The 22,861-nt window shown below is 41.5% G+C and carries 24 protein-coding genes; 23 read left to right on the forward strand and 1 reads right to left on the reverse strand.

Annotated elements, in window-relative coordinates; all coding sequences use genetic code 11:
* Positions 1-5: 5 nt before the first annotated feature.
* The 23 genes from pdxA to ade all read left to right on the forward strand — a co-directional run bounded on the left by pdxA (position 6) and on the right by ade (position 21,748).
* Positions 6-1,085 carry a 4-hydroxythreonine-4-phosphate dehydrogenase PdxA gene (gene pdxA, locus IZT61_RS11165; RefSeq protein WP_196096991.1) on the forward strand — a complete coding sequence of 360 codons (1,080 nt, stop codon included), beginning with the start codon at positions 6-8 and terminating at the stop codon, positions 1,083-1,085.
* Between the two features lie 115 nt (positions 1,086-1,200).
* A complete protein-coding gene (locus tag IZT61_RS11170) occupies positions 1,201-2,388 on the forward strand; it encodes an MFS transporter (protein WP_196096992.1) in 1,188 nt (395 codons plus the stop codon).
* Positions 2,381-3,223, forward strand: coding sequence for a sulfurtransferase (locus tag IZT61_RS11175; RefSeq protein WP_196096993.1), 843 nt, complete (start codon positions 2,381-2,383; stop codon positions 3,221-3,223). The genes IZT61_RS11170 and IZT61_RS11175 overlap by 8 nt, the downstream gene beginning before the upstream one ends.
* A gap of 6 nt (positions 3,224-3,229) precedes the next feature.
* A complete protein-coding gene (locus IZT61_RS11180; RefSeq protein ID WP_196096994.1) occupies positions 3,230-4,588 on the forward strand; it encodes a serine hydrolase domain-containing protein in 1,359 nt (452 codons plus the stop codon).
* A 357-nt stretch (positions 4,589-4,945) separates the two neighbouring features.
* Positions 4,946-5,476 carry a YceD family protein gene (locus IZT61_RS11185; protein WP_196096995.1) on the forward strand — a complete coding sequence of 177 codons (531 nt, stop codon included), beginning with the start codon at positions 4,946-4,948 and terminating at the stop codon, positions 5,474-5,476.
* A gap of 15 nt (positions 5,477-5,491) precedes the next feature.
* The gene (gene rpmF, locus IZT61_RS11190; RefSeq protein ID WP_196096996.1) at positions 5,492-5,683 is read left to right on the forward strand and encodes a 50S ribosomal protein L32; all 192 of its coding nucleotides are present in this window, start codon (positions 5,492-5,494) and stop codon (positions 5,681-5,683) included.
* Between the two features lie 101 nt (positions 5,684-5,784).
* Positions 5,785-6,723 carry a phosphate acyltransferase PlsX gene (gene plsX, locus IZT61_RS11195; RefSeq protein WP_196096997.1) on the forward strand — a complete coding sequence of 313 codons (939 nt, stop codon included), beginning with the start codon at positions 5,785-5,787 and terminating at the stop codon, positions 6,721-6,723.
* 18 nt (positions 6,724-6,741) lie between these two features.
* The gene (locus tag IZT61_RS11200) at positions 6,742-7,740 is read left to right on the forward strand and encodes a beta-ketoacyl-ACP synthase III (protein ID WP_196096998.1); all 999 of its coding nucleotides are present in this window, start codon (positions 6,742-6,744) and stop codon (positions 7,738-7,740) included.
* 131 nt (positions 7,741-7,871) lie between these two features.
* On the forward strand, positions 7,872-8,348 hold the full coding sequence (gene accB / locus IZT61_RS11205; protein WP_196096999.1) for an acetyl-CoA carboxylase biotin carboxyl carrier protein: 477 nt from the start codon (positions 7,872-7,874) through the stop codon (positions 8,346-8,348).
* Between the two features lie 97 nt (positions 8,349-8,445).
* The gene (accC, locus tag IZT61_RS11210) at positions 8,446-9,789 is read left to right on the forward strand and encodes an acetyl-CoA carboxylase biotin carboxylase subunit (RefSeq protein WP_196097000.1); all 1,344 of its coding nucleotides are present in this window, start codon (positions 8,446-8,448) and stop codon (positions 9,787-9,789) included.
* Between the two features lie 128 nt (positions 9,790-9,917).
* Positions 9,918-11,150, forward strand: coding sequence for an LVIVD repeat-containing protein (locus IZT61_RS11215; protein ID WP_196097001.1), 1,233 nt, complete (start codon positions 9,918-9,920; stop codon positions 11,148-11,150).
* A gap of 50 nt (positions 11,151-11,200) precedes the next feature.
* Complete coding sequence (locus IZT61_RS11220) at positions 11,201-11,404, forward strand: DUF2683 family protein (RefSeq protein ID WP_196097002.1); 204 nt, start codon at positions 11,201-11,203, stop codon at positions 11,402-11,404.
* Positions 11,395-11,565: a type II toxin-antitoxin system YoeB family toxin gene (locus IZT61_RS22440; RefSeq protein WP_262895694.1), complete on the forward strand. Its 171-nt coding sequence runs from the start codon at positions 11,395-11,397 to the stop codon at positions 11,563-11,565. Before IZT61_RS11220 ends, IZT61_RS22440 begins: the two co-directional genes overlap by 10 nt.
* A 34-nt stretch (positions 11,566-11,599) precedes the next feature.
* Positions 11,600-11,665 carry a hypothetical protein gene (locus IZT61_RS22445; protein WP_262895720.1) on the forward strand — a complete coding sequence of 22 codons (66 nt, stop codon included), beginning with the start codon at positions 11,600-11,602 and terminating at the stop codon, positions 11,663-11,665.
* A gap of 115 nt (positions 11,666-11,780) precedes the next feature.
* Positions 11,781-12,662 carry a twin-arginine translocase subunit TatC gene (gene tatC / locus IZT61_RS11230; protein WP_196097003.1) on the forward strand — a complete coding sequence of 294 codons (882 nt, stop codon included), beginning with the start codon at positions 11,781-11,783 and terminating at the stop codon, positions 12,660-12,662.
* Between the two features lie 120 nt (positions 12,663-12,782).
* The gene (rpiB, locus tag IZT61_RS11235) at positions 12,783-13,220 is read left to right on the forward strand and encodes a ribose 5-phosphate isomerase B (protein ID WP_196097004.1); all 438 of its coding nucleotides are present in this window, start codon (positions 12,783-12,785) and stop codon (positions 13,218-13,220) included.
* 29 nt (positions 13,221-13,249) lie between these two features.
* On the forward strand, positions 13,250-14,878 hold the full coding sequence (locus IZT61_RS11240; RefSeq protein ID WP_196097005.1) for a M28 family peptidase: 1,629 nt from the start codon (positions 13,250-13,252) through the stop codon (positions 14,876-14,878).
* Between the two features lie 861 nt (positions 14,879-15,739).
* Complete coding sequence (locus tag IZT61_RS11245) at positions 15,740-17,125, forward strand: LutB/LldF family L-lactate oxidation iron-sulfur protein (RefSeq protein WP_196097006.1); 1,386 nt, start codon at positions 15,740-15,742, stop codon at positions 17,123-17,125.
* Between the two features lie 102 nt (positions 17,126-17,227).
* On the forward strand, positions 17,228-17,497 hold the full coding sequence (locus IZT61_RS11250) for a hypothetical protein (RefSeq protein ID WP_196097007.1): 270 nt from the start codon (positions 17,228-17,230) through the stop codon (positions 17,495-17,497).
* Between the two features lie 62 nt (positions 17,498-17,559).
* On the forward strand, positions 17,560-17,793 hold the full coding sequence (locus IZT61_RS11255; RefSeq protein WP_196097008.1) for a DUF4160 domain-containing protein: 234 nt from the start codon (positions 17,560-17,562) through the stop codon (positions 17,791-17,793).
* A complete protein-coding gene (locus IZT61_RS11260) occupies positions 17,783-18,022 on the forward strand; it encodes a DUF2442 domain-containing protein (protein WP_196097009.1) in 240 nt (79 codons plus the stop codon). The genes IZT61_RS11255 and IZT61_RS11260 overlap by 11 nt, the downstream gene beginning before the upstream one ends.
* A 20-nt stretch (positions 18,023-18,042) precedes the next feature.
* Positions 18,043-20,019, forward strand: a complete 1,977-nt coding sequence (locus IZT61_RS11265) for an alpha-ketoacid dehydrogenase subunit alpha/beta (protein ID WP_196097010.1) — start codon at positions 18,043-18,045, stop codon at positions 20,017-20,019.
* Positions 20,020-20,122: 103 nt separating this feature from the next.
* On the forward strand, positions 20,123-21,748 hold the full coding sequence (gene ade / locus IZT61_RS11270; RefSeq protein WP_196097011.1) for an adenine deaminase: 1,626 nt from the start codon (positions 20,123-20,125) through the stop codon (positions 21,746-21,748).
* A gap of 336 nt (positions 21,749-22,084) precedes the next feature.
* Here ade and IZT61_RS11275 read toward each other — a convergent pair whose 3' ends face one another.
* Entirely contained in the window at positions 22,085-22,726 is a 642-nt protein-coding gene (locus tag IZT61_RS11275; protein ID WP_230383617.1) for a SprT-like domain-containing protein, read from the reverse strand.
* Positions 22,727-22,861: the final 135 nt, after the last annotated feature.

The following is a 22,861-nucleotide window of genomic DNA, read 5'->3' on the forward strand; positions in this document are numbered from 1 at the left end:
TAATTATGAGCAATAAACTTAAAATTGGCATTAGTATAGGCGACGTAAACGGTATAGGTTTAGAGGTGATTATTAAAACGCTTTCTCACCCTGCTATTTTAAATTACTGTGTTCCGATTGTTTATGGTCATACCAAGGTTTCATCTTTCCACAGGAAAGCTAATGGGCTTGGCGATTTCAGTTTTAATGTAATTAATCATGCCAATCAAGCCCAGTTTAAAAAGGCAAATATGATTAATTGCTGGGAAGAAGATGTAAAAATCGAGCTTGGTCAGGTAACAGAAACCGGCGGTAAATACGCACTGTTATCTTTGGAAAGAGCAACTGCCGACCTGGTAAATGGCGATATTGATGCGCTAGTTACCGCCCCAATAAACAAGCACAACATTCAATCGGAAACTTTTGCTTTTCCCGGGCATACCGAATATTTGCAACAAAAAAGCGGTAGCAGGGATGTGTTGATGTTTTTAATAAGCGAAGGTTTACGTGTGGGGGTAGTTACAGGCCACATACCCGTTAAAGACGTTGCAACGTCGATAACAAAAGAGAAAATTTTGGGCAAGTTAAAGCTGATTAATGAGAGTTTGAAAAAAGACTTCTGGATCGAAAAGCCAAAAATCGCCGTTTTAGGGTTAAATCCGCACGCCAGCGACAATGGTTTGCTCGGCAAAGAAGAGGCTGAAATTATAACGCCGGCTATTCAGGAAGCGTACAACAAAGGAATAATGGTTTTTGGTCCCTACCCCGCCGATGGGTTTTTCGGTAATGGCAGTTACAAACAGTTCGATGCCGTTTTGGCCATGTATCACGATCAGGGCTTAATTCCTTTCAAAACATTGGCTTTTGAAAATGGTGTAAACTACACGGCTGGCCTAAACTTCGTACGCACCTCTCCCGATCATGGAACGGGCTACGACATTGCAGGTAAAAATCTTGCCGATGCGACTTCTTTTACCGAAGCGTTATTTTCTGCCATCCACATTGTTAAAAACCGCCGGGAACAAGAGGAAATGTTGAGTAACCAGTTGCGCACAGGCGGAAAAGTGGTTGAAACACAGTTCGACATTAAAGACGATGCGTCTTAAGTGGGGAGTTTTGAGTTGGGAGTTGGGAGTTGGGAGTCCGAAGTCGGGAGCCGAAAGCTTCAAGCTAAAAGCTAGCTTAAGTTAGAAACACACCTCAGCGGTCAATCCTTTCTAAATGAACAGCAATAAATCTACCCGCCGCATATTACCAATTATTGTAGTTTCGCAATTCCTTTGCACTTCACTGTGGTTTGCTGGTAACGCGGTGTTACCCGATATTATTAAGCTTTTCCCTGCCGAGCCGAACTTATTGGCCAACCTAACCAGCATGGTTCAGTTCGGGTTTATCAGCGGAACGTTAGTTTTTGCCGTTTTGGCCATTTCCGATCTCTTTTCACCCTCGAAAGTGTTTTTCACCTGTGGGTTAATCGCAGCAGCGTTCAATTTGGCTGTATGCATCCCATTCAATGATGTGCATATGCTGTTGTTGTTCCGCTTTCTTACGGGCTTTATGCTTGCCGGAATCTATCCCGTGGGCATGAAAATTGCTTCTGATTACTTTAAAGATGGATTGGGAAAATCGTTAGGCTTTTTAGTCGGCGCACTCGTTTTTGGAACAGCATTTCCGCATTTGCTCAAAACCTTCACCGGATATTTTCCATGGCAATACGTTATTTATGCCACATCAGCGTTATCATTTGCCGGCGCAATTTGCATCAGGCTCCTTGTTCCAAATGGCCCACATCGGGTAGCCGGGCAAAAATTCAAGTTTAATTCCTGCTTGGATGGATTTAAGAACGTTCAATTTCGATCCGCAGCATTCGGGTACTTTGGCCACATGTGGGAGTTATATACTTTTTGGGCGTTTCTACCGTCTATGCTGCTATTTTACAACAGCACACATCCATTTGCAGCACTAAATATCCCATTGTTTTCATTTTTGGTGATTGCGTCGGGCGGTCTTTCCTGTATGCTCGGCGGATTGCTTTCGCAAAAATATGGCACCAAAAATATTGCTGCCATCGCGCTTTCGTTATCAGGCTTGTGTTGCCTGCTTTCGCCGATCTTCCTCTTTACCAGCTCGGCCTTTTTTTTCCTTGCCTTCTTATTTTTATGGGGATTATCAGGCACAGCAGATTCACCGTTATTTTCATCACTGGTGGCCAGGCACGCACCCGAGGCGTTACGGGGAACATCATTAACGCTGGTTAACTGTATTGGTTTTGCCATTACCATTGTGAGCATCCAGGTAATCAATCTTTTGGCCAAAGAGATTAATTCGCGTTATATTTATATGATTTTGGCTATCGGACCTGTTTTCGGTATTTTAGCCTTATTAAACAAAAAAACTGATCATGTTTAAACTTTCCCCAATTATAAAGCCCGAAGATTTAACCTGGATTAACCAGGATGAAGAAATTGTACTTATCGATGCCAGCGCAGGTTCGAAAGCACGCTACGATGAGCAGCATTTAACCGGTGCATTATTTGCCGATGTTAATGAAGATTTGGCCAATATTGGCGATTTTGCAGTCGGCGGTCGCCATCCTTTACCAACCTCCGAACAATTTAGCACCGTTTTGCAAAAACTCGGAATTACCAAAGATAGCCATGTTATTGTTTACGATGACAAAAACGGTGGCAATGCCGCGGCACGCCTTTGGTGGATGTTGCGGGCGATAGGACATGAAAAAGTACAAGTAATTGATGGCGGCTTTCAAGCCGCCGTTAAAGCGGGCTTCCCCATAACCAACAAGGTCGAAGTTCCAAAGTCGGTGGGTAAATATGAAGTAAGCGCCTGGGCGTTGCCCTTATCGACTATCGATGAAGTAGAAACAGTAGCTCAAACCGCAGATCATATTGTAATCGATGTGCGTGATGCCAATCGTTTCGCCGGATTAACAGAACCCATAGATACCGTTGCTGGCCATATCCCTGGTGCAACCAACATTCCATTTACCGAAAACTTAACTGCCGATGGTCGCTTTTTATCGCCAGACCTATTAAAAGAAAAATATACTGCAGCCCTTGGCGAAATTAAACCTGAAAATGTGATTGTACATTGCGGATCGGGAATAACCGCTTGTCATACGCTTTTGGCAATGGATTACGCTGGTCTGTCGATCCCAAAACTATATGTAGGCTCGTGGAGCGAGTGGAGCAGAAACAATAAGGAAATGGTATTGCTTAATAACTAACATCTAATGAATAGCTTCAAAAGCATGCGCAATGCCATCAAAAGTATAACTATTTGCATTTGGTTATCAGCTAGTTTCAGCCAGCTACAAGGCCAAACGTTAAACAAGCAAAAGCTCGACAGTCTTTTTGATCGTCTTTCGGCCGACAACCAGGCAATGGGAACCTTCGCGATCGCAAAAAATGGAAACGTTTTATATTCACGGTCCATTGGGTATAGCCTTATTTCGGGCGATAAAAAGATTAAGAACGACGCCAATACGCAATTTATGATCGGATCGGTTTCCAAAATGTTTACGGCAACAATGATATTTCAACTCATCGATGAACATAAACTTTCGTTGGATACAAAGCTTTCGAAGTATTTTCCGAAAATACCAGCCGCTTCGGAAATTACGATCGGCACATTACTTTCTCACAAAAGTGGCTTATTTGACTTTGTAAACGACATATCAGATCGATCGTTTTTAACAAAACCACAATCTCGCTCTAAAATTTTGAGCTATATACAGTATGGGCAACGCCATTTCGCCCCCAACACTGATCAGTTATATTCTAATTCGGGCTATTTGTTGTTGGCATCAATAATAGAAAAAATTACAAAGCAGAAGTACAGCCAGCAGTTGCAAGAACGAATTTGCAAAAGGCTGAACCTAACCAAAACATTTTCGCCAACAGCTCGAAATTTAGGTACCACAAAATCATATTACTTTAATGGTACGTGGAATGAAATTGCCGATTTATACCCTCCAAATATTACAGGCGTTGGCGACATCGTATCAACACCAACAGAAATGATTGTTTTTATCGATGCCCTATTTAATGATAAGCTCATATCCAGCAAGAGCGTTAATATGATGAAAAAATCTGCGGGACCCGCTCATGGCATGGGGCTAATGAAGGTTCCCTTCGGTGAAAAGCTGGGGTATGGGCACGGTGGCGATACTTACGGAACGCATTCGCTCGTGGCATCGTTCGAAAAAGACAGTTTAACGCTTGCTTTTAGTGATAATGGTGAGAATTATCCCCATAACGACATTGCAATTGCTATGCTAAGCATCTATTTTAACCAGCCCTTCACCATGCCTGATTTTTGTGAACTTAATTATACAGCAGCTCAGTTAGGCGCCTATTCGGGTCGGTATGCAAGCGAGCAAATCCCGTTAGAAATAACAGTAACTCAAAAAGATAACAAATTGAGCGCACAGGCTGCCGGACAATCGTCTTTCCCGCTAAAAAGTAGCGAAAAGAACAAGTTCCATTTTCGAAGCGCAAATCTGGAACTGGAATTTAATCCCGAAAAGGGCGAAATGCTACTTAAACAGCACGGAAAATCGTATTTGTACCATAAGGAAACCAAAAAGTAACTCCAGTACTTTATTGTAACCCGTCCCGGCCGCCGAGCTTAACGTCTCGGATGGCAACCGTGGAATTACAATTCACCTCACTTGGCGCAGAGATTTTTCCATGACTGCCGTCATGCTGGATTTATTTCAGCATCTTCTTGTTATAACGGCCCTGCTGACGTGGTGGTTAAACCAGAACGCCCAAACTCCGCAAACAGTGGTTTTACAACTTACCTAACAGCAAGCAAACTGATTTCCAAAAAATTACAATCATTAATCATTTGAAGTTGTTGCTACACCAGTGGCAACAATTTTTAAAAAACATTTTTTATCTAACTATTTTATCCATACATTTGCAGGCTAAAATTTTACAGTACTTTGAAGCCATTAAAACAATTTTCGATACCGTTTACCGGGTTAAAATTGGGAGTTCATCAGTTTGATTATGAGCTTGATGACCGCTTTTTTAACGCGTTTGAGTATTCGTTGATCAAAAGTGGAAATTTAAAGGTAGACCTGGAACTTGACAAACAAGAAACCATGTTGATCTTAAAGTTTAAAGTTTTAGGAACAGTAAATTTAGATTGTGATAAATGCTTAGCTGAATTTGCCTATCCGGTAAATTTGTATGAGCGGCAGATTGTAAAATTTGCAGAAGATGAGCTGGAAAGCGATGATGAAGAAATCATTACGCTAAACCGTAAAGATACCGAGATTGATATATCGGCGCCTTTATACGAAATGATAAACGTGGCCGTACCGTATATCAAAAACTGCGAGCAGGCAGATAAAGCGTGTGATCAGGAAATGATCGATCGTTTAGAGCAACTCTCTATCGATAAGCAGGCAGAAGAAAACGAACAAACAAGCGACCCACGTTGGGAAGCCCTTAATAAGTTAAAAAAATAATTAGATTATACACCAATGGCACATCCAAAACGGAAAATCTCGAAACAGAGAAAAAATAAAAGAAGAACCCACTATAAAGCTGAGCTTCCTTCTTTAGCAACTTGCGCAGCAACAGGTGCTATCCACGTACCTCACCGTGCATACAACGTTGATGGTAACCTATACTATAACGGTAAATTGGTTATCGAAAATACTCAAATCGGGTAATTTTCTTCAAAAATTGTTTGTGTTTTCAGCGGCTTTAGTCATACCTTAGTCAACTGAAAAATTTAGGATTTAACCTAACTTAACACAGACAGATTTTTTCTATGAAAATAGGCCTCGACATAATGGGCGGAGACTATGCTCCCAAAGCAATCGTTTTGGGAGCAATAGCGGCTCATCAATCGCTAAACGCTGGTGAACATTTAGTACTCATTGGCGATACCGAACAGATTAAACCCATTCTCGCAGAAGAAGGCTTTAATCCAGATCATTTTGAATACGTTCATACTGATGAAGTTATTGGTATGGGCGAACACCCCACCAAAGCAATAGTTCAGAAACCAAACTCGAGCATCGCTGTTGGCTTTAACCTTTTAAAAGAGGGTAAAATCGATGCGTTTGCGAGCGCCGGAAATTCTGGGGCCATGTTGGTTGGCGCTGTCTTTAGCGTTAAAACCATTCCGGGCATTCTTCGCCCATGCTTATGCACAATTCTTCCGAAAACCAAAGGCGGCACAGGTTTACTGCTTGATGTTGGCGCAAATGCCGATTGCAAACCCGATATTTTGCTGCAATTTGGCGTTTTAGGGAGCCTTTACGCAGAAAATTTGTTGCAGATAGCCGATCCAAAAGTCGCTTTAATAAATATTGGTGAAGAAGACGAAAAGGGAAACATGCTAAGCATGGCCACTTTCCCGTTAATGAAAGAAACAGACCTATTTAATTTCGTTGGCAATGTTGAGGGAAGAGATTTGTTCAACGATAAGGCCGACGTAATTGTTTGTGATGGCTTTACGGGAAATATAATGCTTAAATTAGCCGAATCATTTTATGTATTAACGATCAGGAAAGGAATGAAAGATGAGTTTTTCGATCGTTTTAATTATGAACAGTACGGTGGTAGCCCGGTTTTAGGCGTAAATGCACCTGTTGTTATCGGACATGGGATTTCTAGTCCGCTGGCCGTTAAAAATATGGTTCTCCAATCCAGAGAAATGATTACAACTGGCTTGGTAGAAAAAATTAGAATGGCATTTAAATAATTTACTAAGATTTTTAAAATGAGTAAAATTCAAGCTGCTATTACGGCAGTAAATGGTTATGTTCCCGACTATGTGTTAACCAACGCAGAGTTAGAAACCATTGTTGACACTTCGGATGAATGGATTACCAGCAGAACGGGAATTAAAGAACGCAGAATTTTAAAGGGCGAAGGTCTGGGCACTTCAGATATGGCAGTTCATGCTGTAAATGGCTTGCTTAAAAAGAGAGGAATTGATGCAAAGGAAATCGAACTGATTATTTTCTGCACCACTACGCCCGATTTTACCTTCCCTGCAACGGCAAACGTTTTGGCCGATAAGGTTGGAGCAACAAATGCCTGGGGTTACGATTTACAGGCAGCCTGTTCGGGATTTATATTTGGTTTATCAACCGGCGCTTCCTTTATCGAGTCGGGCAGACATAAAAAGGTTTTAGTTGTGGGCGGCGATAAAATGTCGTCAATTATCAATTACGAAGACCGTACCACATGCATTATTTTTGGCGATGGCTGCGGTTGTGCTCTTTTAGAGCCGAATGAAGAAGGCCTTGGCATACAAGATTCTATTTTACGAACCGACGGTTCGGGCAGAGATTTCCTTGGTATGAAAGCCGGTGGATCTGTTAAGCCAGCAACCCACGAAACGATTGATGCAAGAGAACACTTTGCACACCAGGAAGGCCCAACAGTATTTAAGTTTGCCGTTACCAATATGGCCGATGTTGCTGCCGAAATAATGGAACGTAACAGCCTTACAGCTGATGATGTTGCCTGGTTAGTACCACACCAAGCTAATAAACGCATAATAGATGCTACAGCCAACCGAATGGGTGTAACCACCGATAAAGTAATGATAAACATAGAACGTTATGGTAATACCACTAACGGAACTATCCCTTTATGCTTATGGGAATGGGAAAGCAAACTTAAAAAAGGCGATAACATTGTATTGGCTGCTTTTGGGGGCGGTTTTACCTGGGGCTCGGTTTACCTTAAATGGGCTTACGACACTGTTTAGTTCAGAGTCTTTAGTCGTGAGTCTTTAGTCTAAGGTTTTAAACCCTTTTAGCATTCTACATAAATAAAACAAAAAAAGTCTAACTTAGTTAATTCAATAAACACTATTTTTTACATAACAAGGATTAAAAAATGGATATCAAACAAATACAGGAACTGATTAAATTTGTTTCTCGTTCTGGAGTAAACGAAGTTGCCATTGAGCAAGAGAACTTCAAGATCACGATTAAAACAAATCAAACGCCAACCGTTGTACACGCTACAGTGCCACAAGCGCCGCTTGTTCAGGCTGCTGCTCCGGTTGCTACAGCTCCTACTGCCCCGGTTACGCCTACACCTGCTGTTCCAGCTGTTGAAGATACATCGAAATACATTACGATAAAATCTCCAATGATCGGAACTTTTTACCGTTCATCTAGTCCAGACAAACCTATGTTTGTTAACGTTGGCGATGAGGTGAGCACTGGTAAAGTGGTTTGCATTATCGAAGCGATGAAACTTTTCAACGAAATTGAAAGTGAAGTTTCGGGCCGCATCGTTAAAATCTTGGTAGATAACGCTTCGCCTGTAGAATACGATCAACCGTTATTTTTAGTAGAACCTATCTAGAAACTGATTTCACAGATTAATTTGATTTTACTGATGTGATAATGCCGTTTCAAAATCGGTAATCCCTAAAAATCAGTGTAATCCTAAATCAAAAAAAATGTTTAAAAAAATACTAATTGCCAACAGGGGTGAGATTGCGTTGCGCATAATCCGCACCTGTAAGGAAATGGGCATCAAAACGGTTGCTGTTTACTCTACCGCCGATCGCGAAAGTTTACACGTACGTTTTGCTGATGAGGCTGTTTGTATTGGTCCTCCCCCAAGTAAAGATTCTTATTTAAATATCCCAAATATTATTTCAGCAGCAGAATTAACTAATGCTGACGCCATACATCCGGGTTATGGTTTCTTATCAGAAAACGCCAAATTTTCGAACATTTGCCGCGAATATGGCATTAAGTTTATCGGCGCAACTCCTGAACAAATCAATGGTATGGGCGATAAAGCCTCTGCTAAAGAAACCATGAAAATTGCCGGTGTACCAACCATTCCAGGTTCTGAAGGATTGCTTACCAGCGTAAAAGAAGGTATCGCAATTGCAAACGAGATGGGCTACCCTGTTATTTTGAAAGCAACTGCCGGTGGTGGTGGCCGCGGGATGCGTGTAGTTTGGAAAGACGAAGAATTTGAAAACGCCTGGGATAGTGCCCGTCAGGAATCTGGCGCTGCCTTTGGTAACGATGGCCTGTATCTCGAGAAATATATCGAAGATCCTCGCCACATCGAAATACAGATTATTGGCGATCAATTTGGCAAGGCCTGTCACCTGTCAGAGCGTGATTGTTCTATCCAACGCCGCCACCAGAAGCTGGTAGAAGAATCTCCATCACCATTTATGACGGAAGAACTTCGCGTGCGTATGGGAGAAGCCGCAATTAAAGGTGCACAAGCCGTAAACTATGAAGGTGCCGGAACAATCGAATTTTTGGTTGATAAACACCGCAACTTTTATTTTATGGAAATGAATACCAGGATTCAGGTAGAACACCCTGTTACCGAAGAAGTAATTAATTTCGATTTAATTAAAGAACAAATCAAAGTTGCAGCTGGAATTCCAATTTCGGGCAAAAACTATTTCCCCGATATGCACGCCATCGAATGTCGTATAAACGCTGAAGATCCGGCGAACAATTTCCGCCCGTCTCCAGGTAAAATCACTAACTTCCATTCTCCAGGCGGACATGGCGTTAGAGTAGATACACATGTTTATGCCGGATATTCAATCCCATCTAACTACGATTCGATGATTGCAAAGCTGATCTGCGTGGCACAAACCCGCGAAGAAGCAATTTGCACCATGGAACGTGCTTTAGGCGAATTCGTTATCGAAGGTGTTAAAACAACTATTCCTTTCCATTTGCAGTTAATGAGAGACCCGAACTTCAGAGCGGGTAATTTCACTACCAAATTCATGGAAACCTTTGAGTTTTCGGAAGAATAACAAAAGTCAATTTTTTTTCGACAGAAGCCAGGCCTGCAAAAGCCTGGCTTTTTTTTCGTCCAATTATAATACCTTAGTTAGTAGCGTTTTGCAGGTCACCTACGTTTAAGTCAAAAACCTACAAAATCATGAAAAAAAATCTAACCAACGCATTGCTATTAATTTTTGCTATGGCAATATTTACTCAATGCAAAAAAAATAACACGGATGAGTTCGAAACCATACAAATTGCCAAAATGGTTTCAGCTGATCAAATGAGGGCGCTTTCAGTAGGTATTACGAAACCGACCATAGCAAAAACGACAGGCAAAATATACCTCTACAATGATTTTCTATTTATTAACGAACCCAATAAAGGAATTCACATTTACAATAATACCAATCCAAGCGCTCCAATTAATTTAGCGTTCTTGCAGATACCTGGCAACGTAGATTTGTCCGTTCGAAACAACATTCTTTATGCCGATAGCTATGTCGATTTACTTGCATTCGATATCTCGAATATCAACGCGATCAAACAAGTAAAAAGAGTACAAGATGTTTTCCCGCAGTTTTATTTTTTTACACAAGGGAACATAAAATCGGTAGTGATTTATAAAGACACCCTGGTAAACAAAACTACGTATAGAACGCAGTTCTATGACACGTTTTATTCCAATTCGAGCACAGGCAGTTCAGGTACTTCGGGGCAGGGCGGCTCGATGGCAAGATTTACTTTGCTAAACGACTACTTGTACACCGTTGGTACGTCAGACCTCAGCTTGTTTGATGTGAAGGCCGCTTCAAACCCTACTTTTGTAAAGGCGATCAACCTGGGTTGGGGTGCTGAAACCATCTTCCCGTACGATAACAAGTTGTTTATTGGCACTAATAGAGGGATGCATATTTTTAGCGCTACCGATCCAGCCAATCCTGTAAAACTGTCTACTTACAGCCACATTGTTGCTTGTGATCCGGTTGTGGTTCAGGGCAGGTATGCTTATGTAACATTGCGCACCGGTAATACTTGTGCACAAGGAATGAATCAGTTAGAAGTAGTAGATATTGAAGACCCAACCAGCCCTAAACAGGTTGCGGTTTATGCCATGCAAAATCCGCATGGACTGAGCGTAAATGGAAACAACTTGTTCCTATGCGAAGGCAACTTTGGGATAAAGACCTTTAACATTACCGATAAAACCAAAATAGGGAACAACATGCTTCAATATTTAAAAAACATTAAAAGCTTTGATGTTATTGCTGGGCCGAAATCGTTAATTGTAACTGGCGATGACGGGGTTTACCAGTTCAGTTACAGCAACCCTGCAATGTTAAGAAGGCTGAGCATGATTAGAACAACTAATAATAATTTCTTTAATTGATCAAATCGATTAATGTAGAGAACATTCGGATTATTTCATTAAATTTGAATATGGAAACATTAATTGTTCAGCCCAAAACTCAAAAGCAATTGCAAGCTGTAAAAGCAGTACTAAAAGCTTTAGATGTGTCATTTAAAAAAACTGCAGAAGAAAGCTCCTACAATCCTAAATTTGTGTCAAAGATTAGAGAATCAGAGCAAAATTATAAAGACGGCAACTTCAAAATCATAAAAGTTGAGGATCTGTGGAAATAGCTTTCGACGAAATTGCAGAGAATGACCTCATTTTTTGGAAAAAATCCGGCAACTTAGCTGTTCAGAAAAAAATCCAATCACTTATCGCCGCCATTTCAAGTTCTCCCTTCGAAGGTATTGGAAAACCAAAGGCATTAAAATATAACCTTACAGGTAAGTAAATGGTCAAGAAGAATAAATTCTGAACACAGGATTATTTATGAGGTTTTGGAATCAGAACAAATTATCAAAATTCATTCTTTAAGAGGCCATTACTATTAAATCGTTGTTTATTCGATCAGAATACACAACCTTTTCTCATAATATTCTAAACTATTTCTATATTTAACACGTAAATACCATTCTATTCATTTAGAATGGTATTTTTGTTTTCAACATGAGCGACACGAAAAAAAATCCCCTTACAAAAGCTATCGGACAAAAGAGCACTACATTGGAGGCAGAGATGTCTTTTTTTGACCACCTTGATGTTCTCCGCAAACACTTAATCAGAGCCGTAATTGCCATCGCCGTTTTTACTGGTATCGCTTTTTACTACAACGAGTTTATTTTAGATAAGATCATCTTTGGACCTAAAAAGCCCGATTTTTGGACTTACCGGATGATGTGTAAATTGGTGGATAAATTTCCTTCGTTGGGCGCCGACATGTGTATCACGAAAATCAACGGCGAAATTATCAATACTGAAATGGCAGGACAGTTTAACCTGCAGTTAAATGTTTGTGTAATGTGCGGAATTGTTGTCGGCTTCCCTTATCTGCTATGGGAAGTTTGGCGGTTTATTAAGCCGGCACTGCACGAAAACGAACGCAAATCGGCCAGTGGCTTTGTGTTCTTCGCATCGGTACTTTTTGTGATTGGTATCTTATTTGGCTATTTTGTAGTTTGCCCCTTATCTGTCAATTTTTTAACTGGCTATACGGTAAGTGAGGAAATCAAAAATACGTTTACGGTAGATTCATACCTGTCTTCGGTGGCTACATTAACACTCGGAACCGGGATTATCTTCGAACTTCCGGTAATCATTTTCATCCTCTCGAAACTGGGCTTAATGACACCGAAACTCATGCGTTCGAGCAGAAGATATGCCGCTGTGATTATCCTGATAATTGCCGCAATTGTAACACCAACTCCTGATATTATGACCATGTTGATTGTTGCAACTCCATTATTCTTGCTTTATGAACTGAGTATTTTTGTTTCGGCCTACATTGAGCGAAAAAAGAAAAAAGCCGAAAAAGAGTTTTACGCTAGCTAACAAAAACATTACCAACAGATTTTATAATTCTGTATAAATTTGAACACCAATGTAAGTCATCCGATGAGTTAAGCATGTCGCATGTATTCATCGGATGACTATGAACCATAAATTTTAAGAATGCCTGATCATAAGATAAAAATTGCAATTGGTAGCGACCACGCCGGCTTTGAGTATAAAGAGATCTTGAAAAATTTTCTTCAAGATTACGAGGTAAAGGATTTTGGAACGCATGCTTTAGATTCTGTAGATTATCCGGATTTTGCTCATCCTGTGGCATCGGCCGTAGAAAACGGTGCATTCACCTTCGGCATTTTATTGTGCGGCTCTGCAAATGGCGTGGCCATAACCGCCAACAAGCACCAGGGCATTAGAGCAGGCTTATGCTGGGAAAACGAAGTGGCCGCATTGGTACGCAAGCATAATAATGCAAACGTGTTATGTATTCCAGCCAGATTTGTTTCCGAAGAGCTTGCAAAAGAAATTACAACAACATTTTTGAACACCGAATTTGAGGGCGGCCGCCACCAGAACCGAGTGGAAAAAATCTCTTGTTAAACCAAACTAAACTAACTTTTTACTACATAATGAATAAAAGATTCTTAACCCTTAGCTTAGCGTCGTTGCTTACAGCAAGTTGTTACGCTCAAGTAAAGCCAATTGCCCCAAACAAAGATGCAATTAGGTTTAGTAAGGCCATTAACCCTGCCGACGGTTTTAAACATCTTTCTATACTGGCATCTGATGCTTACGAAGGACGTGAAACCGGCACAAAAGGCGCATGGATGGCTGCCGATTACATTCGCGATTATTTTAAGTCTATCGGATTGAAAGGTCCCGTTGATGGAAGTTACTTTCAAAAGATCGACCTGGTAAACGTAACTTTAAAAGAAAGCCACGTAACTGTAAATGGTCAGCCTAAACAATATCAAAAAGATTATATCGTAACCCCAAGCCTCATCAATGATAAGGGCTTCATGTTCTCAACCGATGAAATTGCTTTTGTTGGCTATGCCATTAAAAAGGATAATTACAACGATTTTGCCAATACAGATATTAAGGGCAAGGTTGTAATGATGTTTAGTGCTGGCGACCCTACGCTAAAGCCAGGTGCAAGAATCGATAGAGCGAGTTACCGGGCAATGCTGGCCGAAAGGGCGAAATATTTTGCTGATAACAATGTTAAAGCCGTTATTTTAATCGACCCGATGGTTGATAGAATAACAGAGAACACCAAACAAGCTCAAAATAAAGGTAGGGTGTTAGTTAAAACTGCTTCGGCATTGGAAGCCCAAAACGGAGCCCCTCGCATCTCGGTATCAACCGAAGTTGCCAACGAATTGTTAAAGGGCGCCAACACAACTGTTGCCGATTTGCAGAAAAAGATCACAGAAAGCCAGGCTCCCGCCTCTCAAATATTGAACGTTTCCTTCTCGGCAAGCGCAACCAAAAACGAAACTTCGGTAAGGTGCGAAAACGTTCTGGGCTATTTAGAAGGTTCAGATCCTGTACTTAAAAAGGAAGTTTTGGTGCTTACGGGGCATTATGATCACATTGGTTTGGTTAATGACCCGAATGCGACTGACAAAGTAAATAACGGCGCAGACGACGATGGCTCGGGCACAACCGGGGTTTTACTCATGGCCAAAGCATTTATGGATGCTAAAAAAGCCGGAAAAGGACCTAAACGCAGTATCCTCTTTATGACTGTCGTTGGCGAAGAAAAAGGATTATGGGGTTCTGAGTGGTATTCGGAGCATCCGGTGTTCCCGATTGAAAACACAATTGCTGACCTAAACACAGATATGATTGGCCGCATTGGCGAAGAATATTTGGGCAAGCCAGATTCTGCAAACTACATCTACTCGGTAGGATCGAGAATGTTGAGCAGCGAGTTGTCCAACCTAAGCGAAAGTGTAAATGCTACATATACTAAAATGAAGCTGGACTATAAGTACGATGATCCAAAAGATCCTGAGCAAATCTATTATCGTTCAGATCATTATAACTTCGCAAAATTGGGTATTCCCATCATTTTCTTTTACGATGGTATGTTACAACAAGATTACCACCGACCAGGCGATGAAGTAAGCAAAATCAACTTCAAACTGATGAGCAAACGTGCGCAACTCACCTATTACACAGCATGGGAACTGGCCAACCAGGCCAAGCGTCCGGCAGTAGATATGGATGGAAAAGGAAATCCGAAGAAATAAACAGAAGATAAAGCCCCGAAAATTTTCGGGGCTTTTTTTTGCACCCTGTCATCCTGAGGCACGAAAGATCCCCAAGCTATGAAATACTAGCTTAAATAAAGCACATCCCCAAGCTTTGAATGCGTTTGGAAAAATGAATGGCTTATTGATTTCACCGCTCCAATAAACGACTCCAAACACTAGATGTAGTGAAAAAATACTTGCTCGAACTCAAATTCCATAAATGTCACCCTGAGCGGAGTCGAAGGGCAGCATAACAGGCTTCAGTTATGCTACTAAAGATAGGATTAGACTCAATGTGATTCAACGTCTGTCATCACAGAAACGAAGCATTTCTTACTGCTCCTGGCCAAGTTGCCTTTTGGGCAGTGGTTTGTTGGCATTTGCATTACTCTACTTGCTGATCCTTCGTGCCTACCATTGACGTGTTTTGCAACATGCTGTTTTATAAGATACTACATGAACGGTCGTCATTCCCAGCTTGTACCGATAGTTATCGGTAGGGAATCTTAATGCAAAGAAATAGCGCAACGCTTTAAGATTCCCGCCTGCGCGGGAATGACGGCAAGAATAATTTACGTCATTGATATTGATTTTATGCAATAAATTACTCCTCAGGATGACAGCGAATTTAACCCCTCCATATGCTACATCATTCCATATCGATTTTCACGCAATAGGTTAAAGTTAGAATCAAATTGAAAAGCCAAAAGTAATTTGGCAGTAAATCCATAAACAATCTATTTCTCACATTTTGCTTTTCTACAGATAAACTCAATACGGTTTCCTATCTTTGGTTTTCTACAAATTAGCTGAAATTTAATAAGCTAATAACCGTTATCCTTTAAAAAGATACTATTAATGAAAACTGCCGAGAAATTTTTAGAGAAATCTGATGAGAAAGCTTTTGATTTGCCGCATCGTAAAACCATAAATTTTAATATTGGGAAATACAACACGGCTGTAGAAAGGGGATTATCTAAATTTGAAAATTTAGAGGCATCAAAAAAGAAGGCGCACGTAATTAAATGGCGTGTAATGGAAAATCTCGATAAGTTTTTGCCTGAGTTCGAGTCTAACTTCCAACGCCGCGGCGGAAAGGTGATCTGGGCAAACGATACCGCAGAAGCACAGCAGGAAATTCTTAATATCATTAAAAGAAACGGTGGAAAAACGGTTATCAAATCGAAATCGATGACCACGGAGGAAATTCACCTCAACGAATTTCTGGAAAGCAATCAAATCGAATCTTTAGAAAGCGATTTGGGCGAATATATCGTTCAGTTGCTCGGCCAGGCACCGTATCACATTGTTACGCCGGCAATGCACCTAAGCGCAACCGACATTGCAGAGCTGTTTCACGAAAAATTTGGAACACCAATAGATGCTACCCCCCCGCAACTGGTACAAAAGGCACGTGAGTTGCTCAGAGAAAAATATCTGAATGCCGACATCGGCATTAGTGGAGGCAACTTTCTTATTGCTGATACCGGAAGCATAGCGGTGACCGAAAATGAAGGAAATGCCCGCTTAAGCACAACGTTTCCGAAAATACATATTGCCATTGTTGGCATCGAAAAAATAATTCCTTCGATGGCTGATCTTGACCTGTTTTGGCCAATCCTGGCCTCGCACGGCACCGGACAAAATCTAACGGTATACAACACCATTTTGAGCGGTCCACGCCAGCCGAATGAAACAGATGGACCAGAAGAAATGTATGTGATCCTTTTGGATAATGGACGTACCAATCTGCTGGCACAAAAAGATCAAAGACAGGGTTTATATTGTATTCGCTGTGGTGCCTGCCTAAACGCCTGTCCGGTTTATAAAAATATCGGCGGCCATACTTACGATACTACCTACAGCGGGCCTATAGGCTCGGTAATCACGCCGCACCTTAAAGGCATGGAAGAATTTAAACACTTAAGTTATGCTTCAAGCCTGTGCGGTAAATGCTCTGAAGTTTGCCCCGTAAAAATCGACATACACAAAATGTTGCTGCTTAACCGCAGAGATGCCGCTGCAACCCACGAAAACGGCAAAGTTGAAGAACTGGGCTGGGGTATGTTTAGCCGGATGATGCAAAAGCGCAAATGGATGGATTTTTTTGGCGGAAAATTCAAAAACATGATGCTTAAAACATTCTTCAAAAAGAGCTGGGGCAAATATCGGGAAATGCCGAAAGTTGCCGATAAATCATTCGCTAAACAGTGGGAAGAGCTGAAAAAAAGTCGGGAGTCTTAAGTCCGGAGTCCTTATTCTTTTTTATCTTCATAACCAAATGCGGTTTTAATTAGGCGGTTTATTTTGTATATTTGATAAGTAGCTATCAAAAGGAGAAATAAAATGAATACCATACTACTGCAAATCACTAATGAGAAAGCCTATAAGATTATACAAGGTTTAGAGGAGTTGGATATTGTTAAAATCTTGCACAAGACTACAGAACCAAAGGAAAGCCTTTCCAAGAAACTTGCGGGCTCTTCAGCCCGTAAAGAAGAACCACAAAAAAAAGCTTCGGATTTCAGAGGAAAACTGAACTTAACCGACGATGAGTATCAAGAATTTCAAAAGTACGTAGCTGATGGCAGAAACGAATGGGAAAGGGATATTTGATCGATACAAAATGCTTTCATTCTCAGACTAACCAATTCCGCGATTAAAGTATTATAAAAGTTATGCCAACACTTTTCATTGTATTTGGATTAAGATTTTTTTTTTACTCCAACGAACACTTGCCAATTCATATACACGTTCGAAATGCAGATGGTGAAGCCAAATTTGAGGTTGAAGAGGTTAAATTAATTTCTAATAAAGGGCTTAAAAACAAAGATATAAGCCTAGCAATTGCTTTAATTGAGGAAAACAGAGAAATTATCATCAATAAATGGAATGAGTATCATGGAAATTGAAGTAACTAAAGTTTGGCTTGAAAATGAACGTATTTTTATCCAAACAACTTCCGGAGAAATCAAGAGCCACCCACTAAACTGGTTTCCAAATCTCAATAATGCACCAAAATCTGCGCTAGAAAAGTTCACCTTATCACCTTTTGGCATACATTGGGAAGATATTGATGAAGACTTAAGTTTCGAAGGCTTTTTCCATTACACTGGCCCTTCGATCTTCGAGAAAAGATGAATCAAAACATTATATAAAATATGCACTTCAACCACGGCGACAAAGACGAAACATTCCTACTAAATTTATATAAAAGACTGCTTTATCCGCGATTGGTTGAAGAAAAGATGCTCAAGCTCTTACGCCAGGGCAGAATCAGTAAATGGTTTTCGGGTATTGGACAAGAAGCCATTGCTGTGGGAGCCACGCTAGCGATGCAAAGCGATGAATACATTTTGCCGATGCACCGCAATCTCGGGGTATTCACCTCACGCGATATTCCTTTAAAAAAATTAATGGCACAATGGCAAGGTAAGCTTTCAGGATTTACCAAAGGCCGCGATCGTTCCTTTCACTTCGGCACCCAGGAGTTCAAGATTATCGGTATGATTTCTCATCTCGGTCCCCAACTGGCCTTGGCCGATGGCATTGCACTCGCCGATGTTTTGGCAAAGAGACAAAAAGCCACACTGGTTTTTACAGGCGAAGGCGCTACAAGCGAAGGCGACTTTCACGAGGCAGTTAACGTTGCCGCCGTTTGGAATCTTCCAGTCATTTTTCTCATCGAAAATAACGGTTACGGCTTATCAACGCCAATTAGCGAACAATTTAAGTGCAAAAATCTCGTCGATAAGGCCATTGGCTATGGTATTCAAGGTATTCAAATAGATGGCAATAACGTTCTCGAAGTTTATCAAACCATCGATCGCATTGCAAAAGATATTCACCAAAATCCCCGACCCGTTCTAGTAGAATGCTTAACGTTCAGAATGCGTGGACACGAAGAAGCGTCGGGCACCAAATATGTTCCGCAGGAATTGTTTGATGAGTGGGAGAAAAAAGATCCGGTGAACAATTACCAGCAATTCTTACTCGACGAAGGGATTTTACGTCCCCATATAATTGTCGATATTAAAAATAAATACAAAAAAGATATAGAAATTGAGGTAGAAGATGCCTTTATAGATGAAGAACCCGATGCCGATTCGGCACAAGAAGAGGCCGATATGTACTTCCCTTACACCCAAAAGTTAACCGAACCGCAAGCATCATCAACCGAAAAGCGATATTTAGATGCCATTACGGATGCATTAGATTTGGCCATGCAGCAGCACGCAAATTTGGTGCTAATGGGGCAAGACATTGCAGAATATGGCGGTGCGTTTAAAATAACCGATGGCTTTGCGGCGAAATTTGGCAATAACAGGGTTCGGAACACACCAATTTGCGAATCGGCAATTGTGGGTGCGGGCCTGGGCCTATCCATAAATGGTTATAAAGCGGTTATAGAAATGCAGTTTGCAGATTTTGTGACCGTTGGCTTCAATCAAATTGTGAACAATTTGGCCAAAACACATTACCGTTGGGGCGAAAAGGCGGATGTTGTAATCAGAATGCCAACTGGCGCAGGTACGGGCGCAGGCCCTTTTCATTCGCAGAGCAACGAAGCCTGGTTTACCAAAACGCCAGGGCTCAAAATAGTTTATCCTGCTTTTCCCGAAGATGCTAAAGGCTTGCTTTTATCGGCAATTGAAGATCCCAATCCGGTGCTCTACTTCGAACATAAATACCTGTACAGAAGCTTGACATCGGCAGTGCCGGATGGTTATTATACCACAGCGATTGGCAAAGCGGTTACACTGGCCGAAGGAAATCAGTTTGCAATTATAACCTATGGCCTGGGCGTTCATTGGGCATTGGATTACATTAAAAAGCATCCCGAATGTGGTGCCACACTAATCGATTTAAGAACTTTACAACCCTGGGACAAGGAAACGGTTGCTGAGGCCGTAAAATCTGCCGGAAAAGTACTAATCTTGCACGAAGATACGCTGACCAACGGTTTTGGCGCCGAAATTTCGGCCTGGATTGCCGAACATTGCTTTGAATATCTCGATGCCCCGGTGCTGCGCTGCGCAAGCTTAGACACGGCCATTCCGATGAATAAAGTATTGGAAGACAATTTTCTGGCGAAATCGAGGCTGGCAGAAACTGTTGAAAAATTATTGAAATATTAAACAATAGTTAACGTCGAAATTATAAAACTGGTTAACTGTAGTTTAGCGTCCAATCAAATGAACTCATTAACCGTTTCGAACAATTAACCAGTTAAGCACAGAAATGAAAATCGCGGGAAATATAGTAGACATCGCCAACCGAAACATCTTCTTTGGCGAAGTTGAGGTCGAAAATGGCATAATTAAGGCATTAAATCGGATTTCCGAACCAAAAGATGCGCCTTTCATTTTACCCGGTTTCATCGATAGCCATGTTCACATTGAAAGTAGCATGCTTATTCCGAGTGAATTTGCAAGGCTGGCCATTGTGCATGGTACCGTTGCTACGGTGAGCGATCCGCACGAAATAGCCAATGTTTGCGGCATGGACGGCGTAACCTACATGATCGGGAATGGCGAAACCGTTCCCTTTAAGTTTAATTTTGGTGCACCGAGCTGTGTACCGGCAACAATTTTTGAAACCTCTGGTGCAGAATTGAACCATAACGATGTAAAAGCATTGTTGGAGCGCCCGCAAATTAAGTACTTGAGCGAAATGATGAATTTCCCAGGGGTGCTTAATAAGGATGAGGAAGTGCTGAAAAAAATTGCCGCGGCGCATGAATTGGGTAAACCTGTTGATGGCCACGCCCCCGGATTACGCGGTGACGCGGTTCAGCAATATATCGATGCCGGAATTTCGACCGATCATGAATGTTTTACCGCCGAGGAAGCATTGGATAAGTTGCAACGCGGAATGAAGATTCTTATTCGCGAGGGAAGCGCCGCGAAAAACTTCGAGGCCCTAATTGATCTGTTAAACGACTGGCCAGAAATGATTATGTTTTGCAGCGACGATAAACACCCCGACAGCTTGGTCGAAAGCCACATTAACGCACTTTGCGCACGCGCTGTAGCCAAGGGAATCGATGTTTTCAACGTATTGCAAGCCGCTTGCATAAATCCTGTCAATCATTACAAATTAGATGTTGGGACCCTTAAACCCGGCGACTTTGCCGATTTTATTGTGGTAGAAGATCTGAAGGAATTTAAAGTAATACAAACTTACATCGATGGAAAGTTACTTGCAGAAAACGGGAAAGTTGTTGGCGATTGGCTAAAACATACCACCAATGAGCAATTGGTTAATCACTTTAATTGCCGCGTCAAAAAGGCTGAAGACTTTGCTTACCCATTTCTCGGGCAGGAAACAATTCAAGTAATAGAAGCTTTGGACGGTCAATTGATTACGAACCGGAGCTCGGGAGCGCCAAAAATTGAAGGCAAAAATATAGTAAGCGATGTTGACCATGATATTTTAAAAATGGTTGTCGTTAACCGCTACAAAGACGCTCCCATTGCAGTGTCTTTCGTTAGGAACTTTGGTTTGCAAACTGGCGCCATTGCCTCGAGCGTGGCCCACGATAGCCACAATATCATCGCTGTTGGTGTAAACGACCAAAGCATTTGCGACGCCGTAAACCTTGTTATTGCCGAAGCCGGCGGCATCGCCGCTGTTGGAAACGAAAAGGAAGACGTTTTGCCCTTGCCCGTTGCCGGATTAATGAGCAATGAAAACGGCTACGATGTTGCCAAACGCTATACTTCAATCGATCGGTTTGCAAAGGAACTGGGCTCAACTTTGCTCGCTCCCTTCATGACACTTTCTTTTATGGCATTATTGGTTATCCCACATTTAAAATTGAGCGATAAGGGTCTGTTCGATGGAGAAAAGTTCGAGTTTGTTTAATAACTTGTCATTCGCCCGCCATTGTCATTCTGAGCGCAGCGAAGAATCTGGAGCCTATGGAATACTTGACGATAACAAACCACTGCTGAAACGGGGGGCAATGGGTAAGCCAAGCGTAGTGCGAGATAGGTAAGGGATGCTTCGTACCTCAGCATGACAGCGCTTTTATCCAGCCCCCTAGCTACAATCTCGGTGTCATGCTGAGCGCAGCGAAGAATCTGTAGCCTATGGAATACTTGACGATAACAAACCACTGCTGAAACGTGGGCAATGAGTAAGCCAAGAGTAGTGCGAAAATTAACCAATTAGTTTGTTATTTGGAATCGCAATTTTCACCTACTCCAAAACAAAAACCTCTGCGAGCGGATTAAAAAGATAGATCCGCTTATCATCCAGGCAAACACAACGATAGCGTTTTCTAATTCGCTCGCCTTTAGTAAACCGACGCCCATCTTTGATCTTAAACGTGGTGTTATTTGGCAACTGCTCCAAATGTAAAGTCTCCGTTTTATCAGAATCGTATTTTTTCAACGCTCGAGACAAGTGCAAATCAGAGCAGCTGGAGGCTGCAGGATTCGACATATAATTATCTATTGCCTTATGCACATCATCAGGAAAAACGTTCATGTCGAAAAACGGAACCATCATCCGTTGAAAGTTCTTTTTCCATTCCGTACCATGCGGCTTAACCTTGTTTTTAAAATCATTCCAGGTTAACAAATGCGCAAATTCGTGTACGGTCGTCACCAAAAAAGCATAATGATTAAGGTTAAAATTCACGGAAATCCGATGGCCTTTATCGCGATATGGATGGCGGTAATCGCCAAGTTTAGTAGCACGCGTCTTCGCAATCTTAAATTCGCACTGAAAATAATCTATCCATTTCGCAATTAGCGGCGCCGCCTGTTCGGGCATATACTGCGCTAAAACTTTCACCTTTTCCACATCGCTAAGATAAATATTTTCGGCATTTAGCATAATGGCCGTTGCGTTAAAAAAACATTCCAATGGCTAGTCATCCGATGAATAACTAGCCATTGCAATATAACTCATCGGATGACTTCCCGATTGTTTCCATTGGTTTACAAACCGACAGTTTTTCTCATGCTCAAA

It is taken from the genome of Pedobacter endophyticus, from assembly GCF_015679185.1.
GTDB classification, from domain to species: domain Bacteria; phylum Bacteroidota; class Bacteroidia; order Sphingobacteriales; family Sphingobacteriaceae; genus Pedobacter; species Pedobacter endophyticus.

Coding starts and splice junctions, on each gene's coding strand:
- pdxA (WP_196096991.1), top strand. CDS start 6: ATGAGCAATAAACTTAAAATTGGCATTAGTATAGGCGACGTAAACGGT.
- IZT61_RS11170 (WP_196096992.1), top strand. CDS start 1,201: ATGAACAGCAATAAATCTACCCGCCGCATATTACCAATTATTGTAGTT.
- IZT61_RS11175 (WP_196096993.1), top strand. CDS start 2,381: ATGTTTAAACTTTCCCCAATTATAAAGCCCGAAGATTTAACCTGGATT.
- IZT61_RS11180 (WP_196096994.1), top strand. CDS start 3,230: ATGAATAGCTTCAAAAGCATGCGCAATGCCATCAAAAGTATAACTATT.
- rpmF (WP_196096996.1), top strand. CDS start 5,492: ATGGCACATCCAAAACGGAAAATCTCGAAACAGAGAAAAAATAAAAGA.
- plsX (WP_196096997.1), top strand. CDS start 5,785: ATGAAAATAGGCCTCGACATAATGGGCGGAGACTATGCTCCCAAAGCA.
- IZT61_RS11200 (WP_196096998.1), top strand. CDS start 6,742: ATGAGTAAAATTCAAGCTGCTATTACGGCAGTAAATGGTTATGTTCCC.
- accB (WP_196096999.1), top strand. CDS start 7,872: ATGGATATCAAACAAATACAGGAACTGATTAAATTTGTTTCTCGTTCT.
- accC (WP_196097000.1), top strand. CDS start 8,446: ATGTTTAAAAAAATACTAATTGCCAACAGGGGTGAGATTGCGTTGCGC.
- IZT61_RS11215 (WP_196097001.1), top strand. CDS start 9,918: ATGAAAAAAAATCTAACCAACGCATTGCTATTAATTTTTGCTATGGCA.
- IZT61_RS11220 (WP_196097002.1), top strand. CDS start 11,201: ATGGAAACATTAATTGTTCAGCCCAAAACTCAAAAGCAATTGCAAGCT.
- tatC (WP_196097003.1), top strand. CDS start 11,781: ATGAGCGACACGAAAAAAAATCCCCTTACAAAAGCTATCGGACAAAAG.
- rpiB (WP_196097004.1), top strand. CDS start 12,783: ATGCCTGATCATAAGATAAAAATTGCAATTGGTAGCGACCACGCCGGC.
- IZT61_RS11240 (WP_196097005.1), top strand. CDS start 13,250: ATGAATAAAAGATTCTTAACCCTTAGCTTAGCGTCGTTGCTTACAGCA.
- IZT61_RS11245 (WP_196097006.1), top strand. CDS start 15,740: ATGAAAACTGCCGAGAAATTTTTAGAGAAATCTGATGAGAAAGCTTTT.
- IZT61_RS11250 (WP_196097007.1), top strand. CDS start 17,228: ATGAATACCATACTACTGCAAATCACTAATGAGAAAGCCTATAAGATT.
- IZT61_RS11255 (WP_196097008.1), top strand. CDS start 17,560: ATGCCAACACTTTTCATTGTATTTGGATTAAGATTTTTTTTTTACTCC.
- IZT61_RS11260 (WP_196097009.1), top strand. CDS start 17,783: ATGGAAATTGAAGTAACTAAAGTTTGGCTTGAAAATGAACGTATTTTT.
- IZT61_RS11265 (WP_196097010.1), top strand. CDS start 18,043: ATGCACTTCAACCACGGCGACAAAGACGAAACATTCCTACTAAATTTA.
- ade (WP_196097011.1), top strand. CDS start 20,123: ATGAAAATCGCGGGAAATATAGTAGACATCGCCAACCGAAACATCTTC.
- IZT61_RS11275 (WP_230383617.1), bottom strand. CDS start 22,726: ATGCTAAATGCCGAAAATATTTATCTTAGCGATGTGGAAAAGGTGAAA.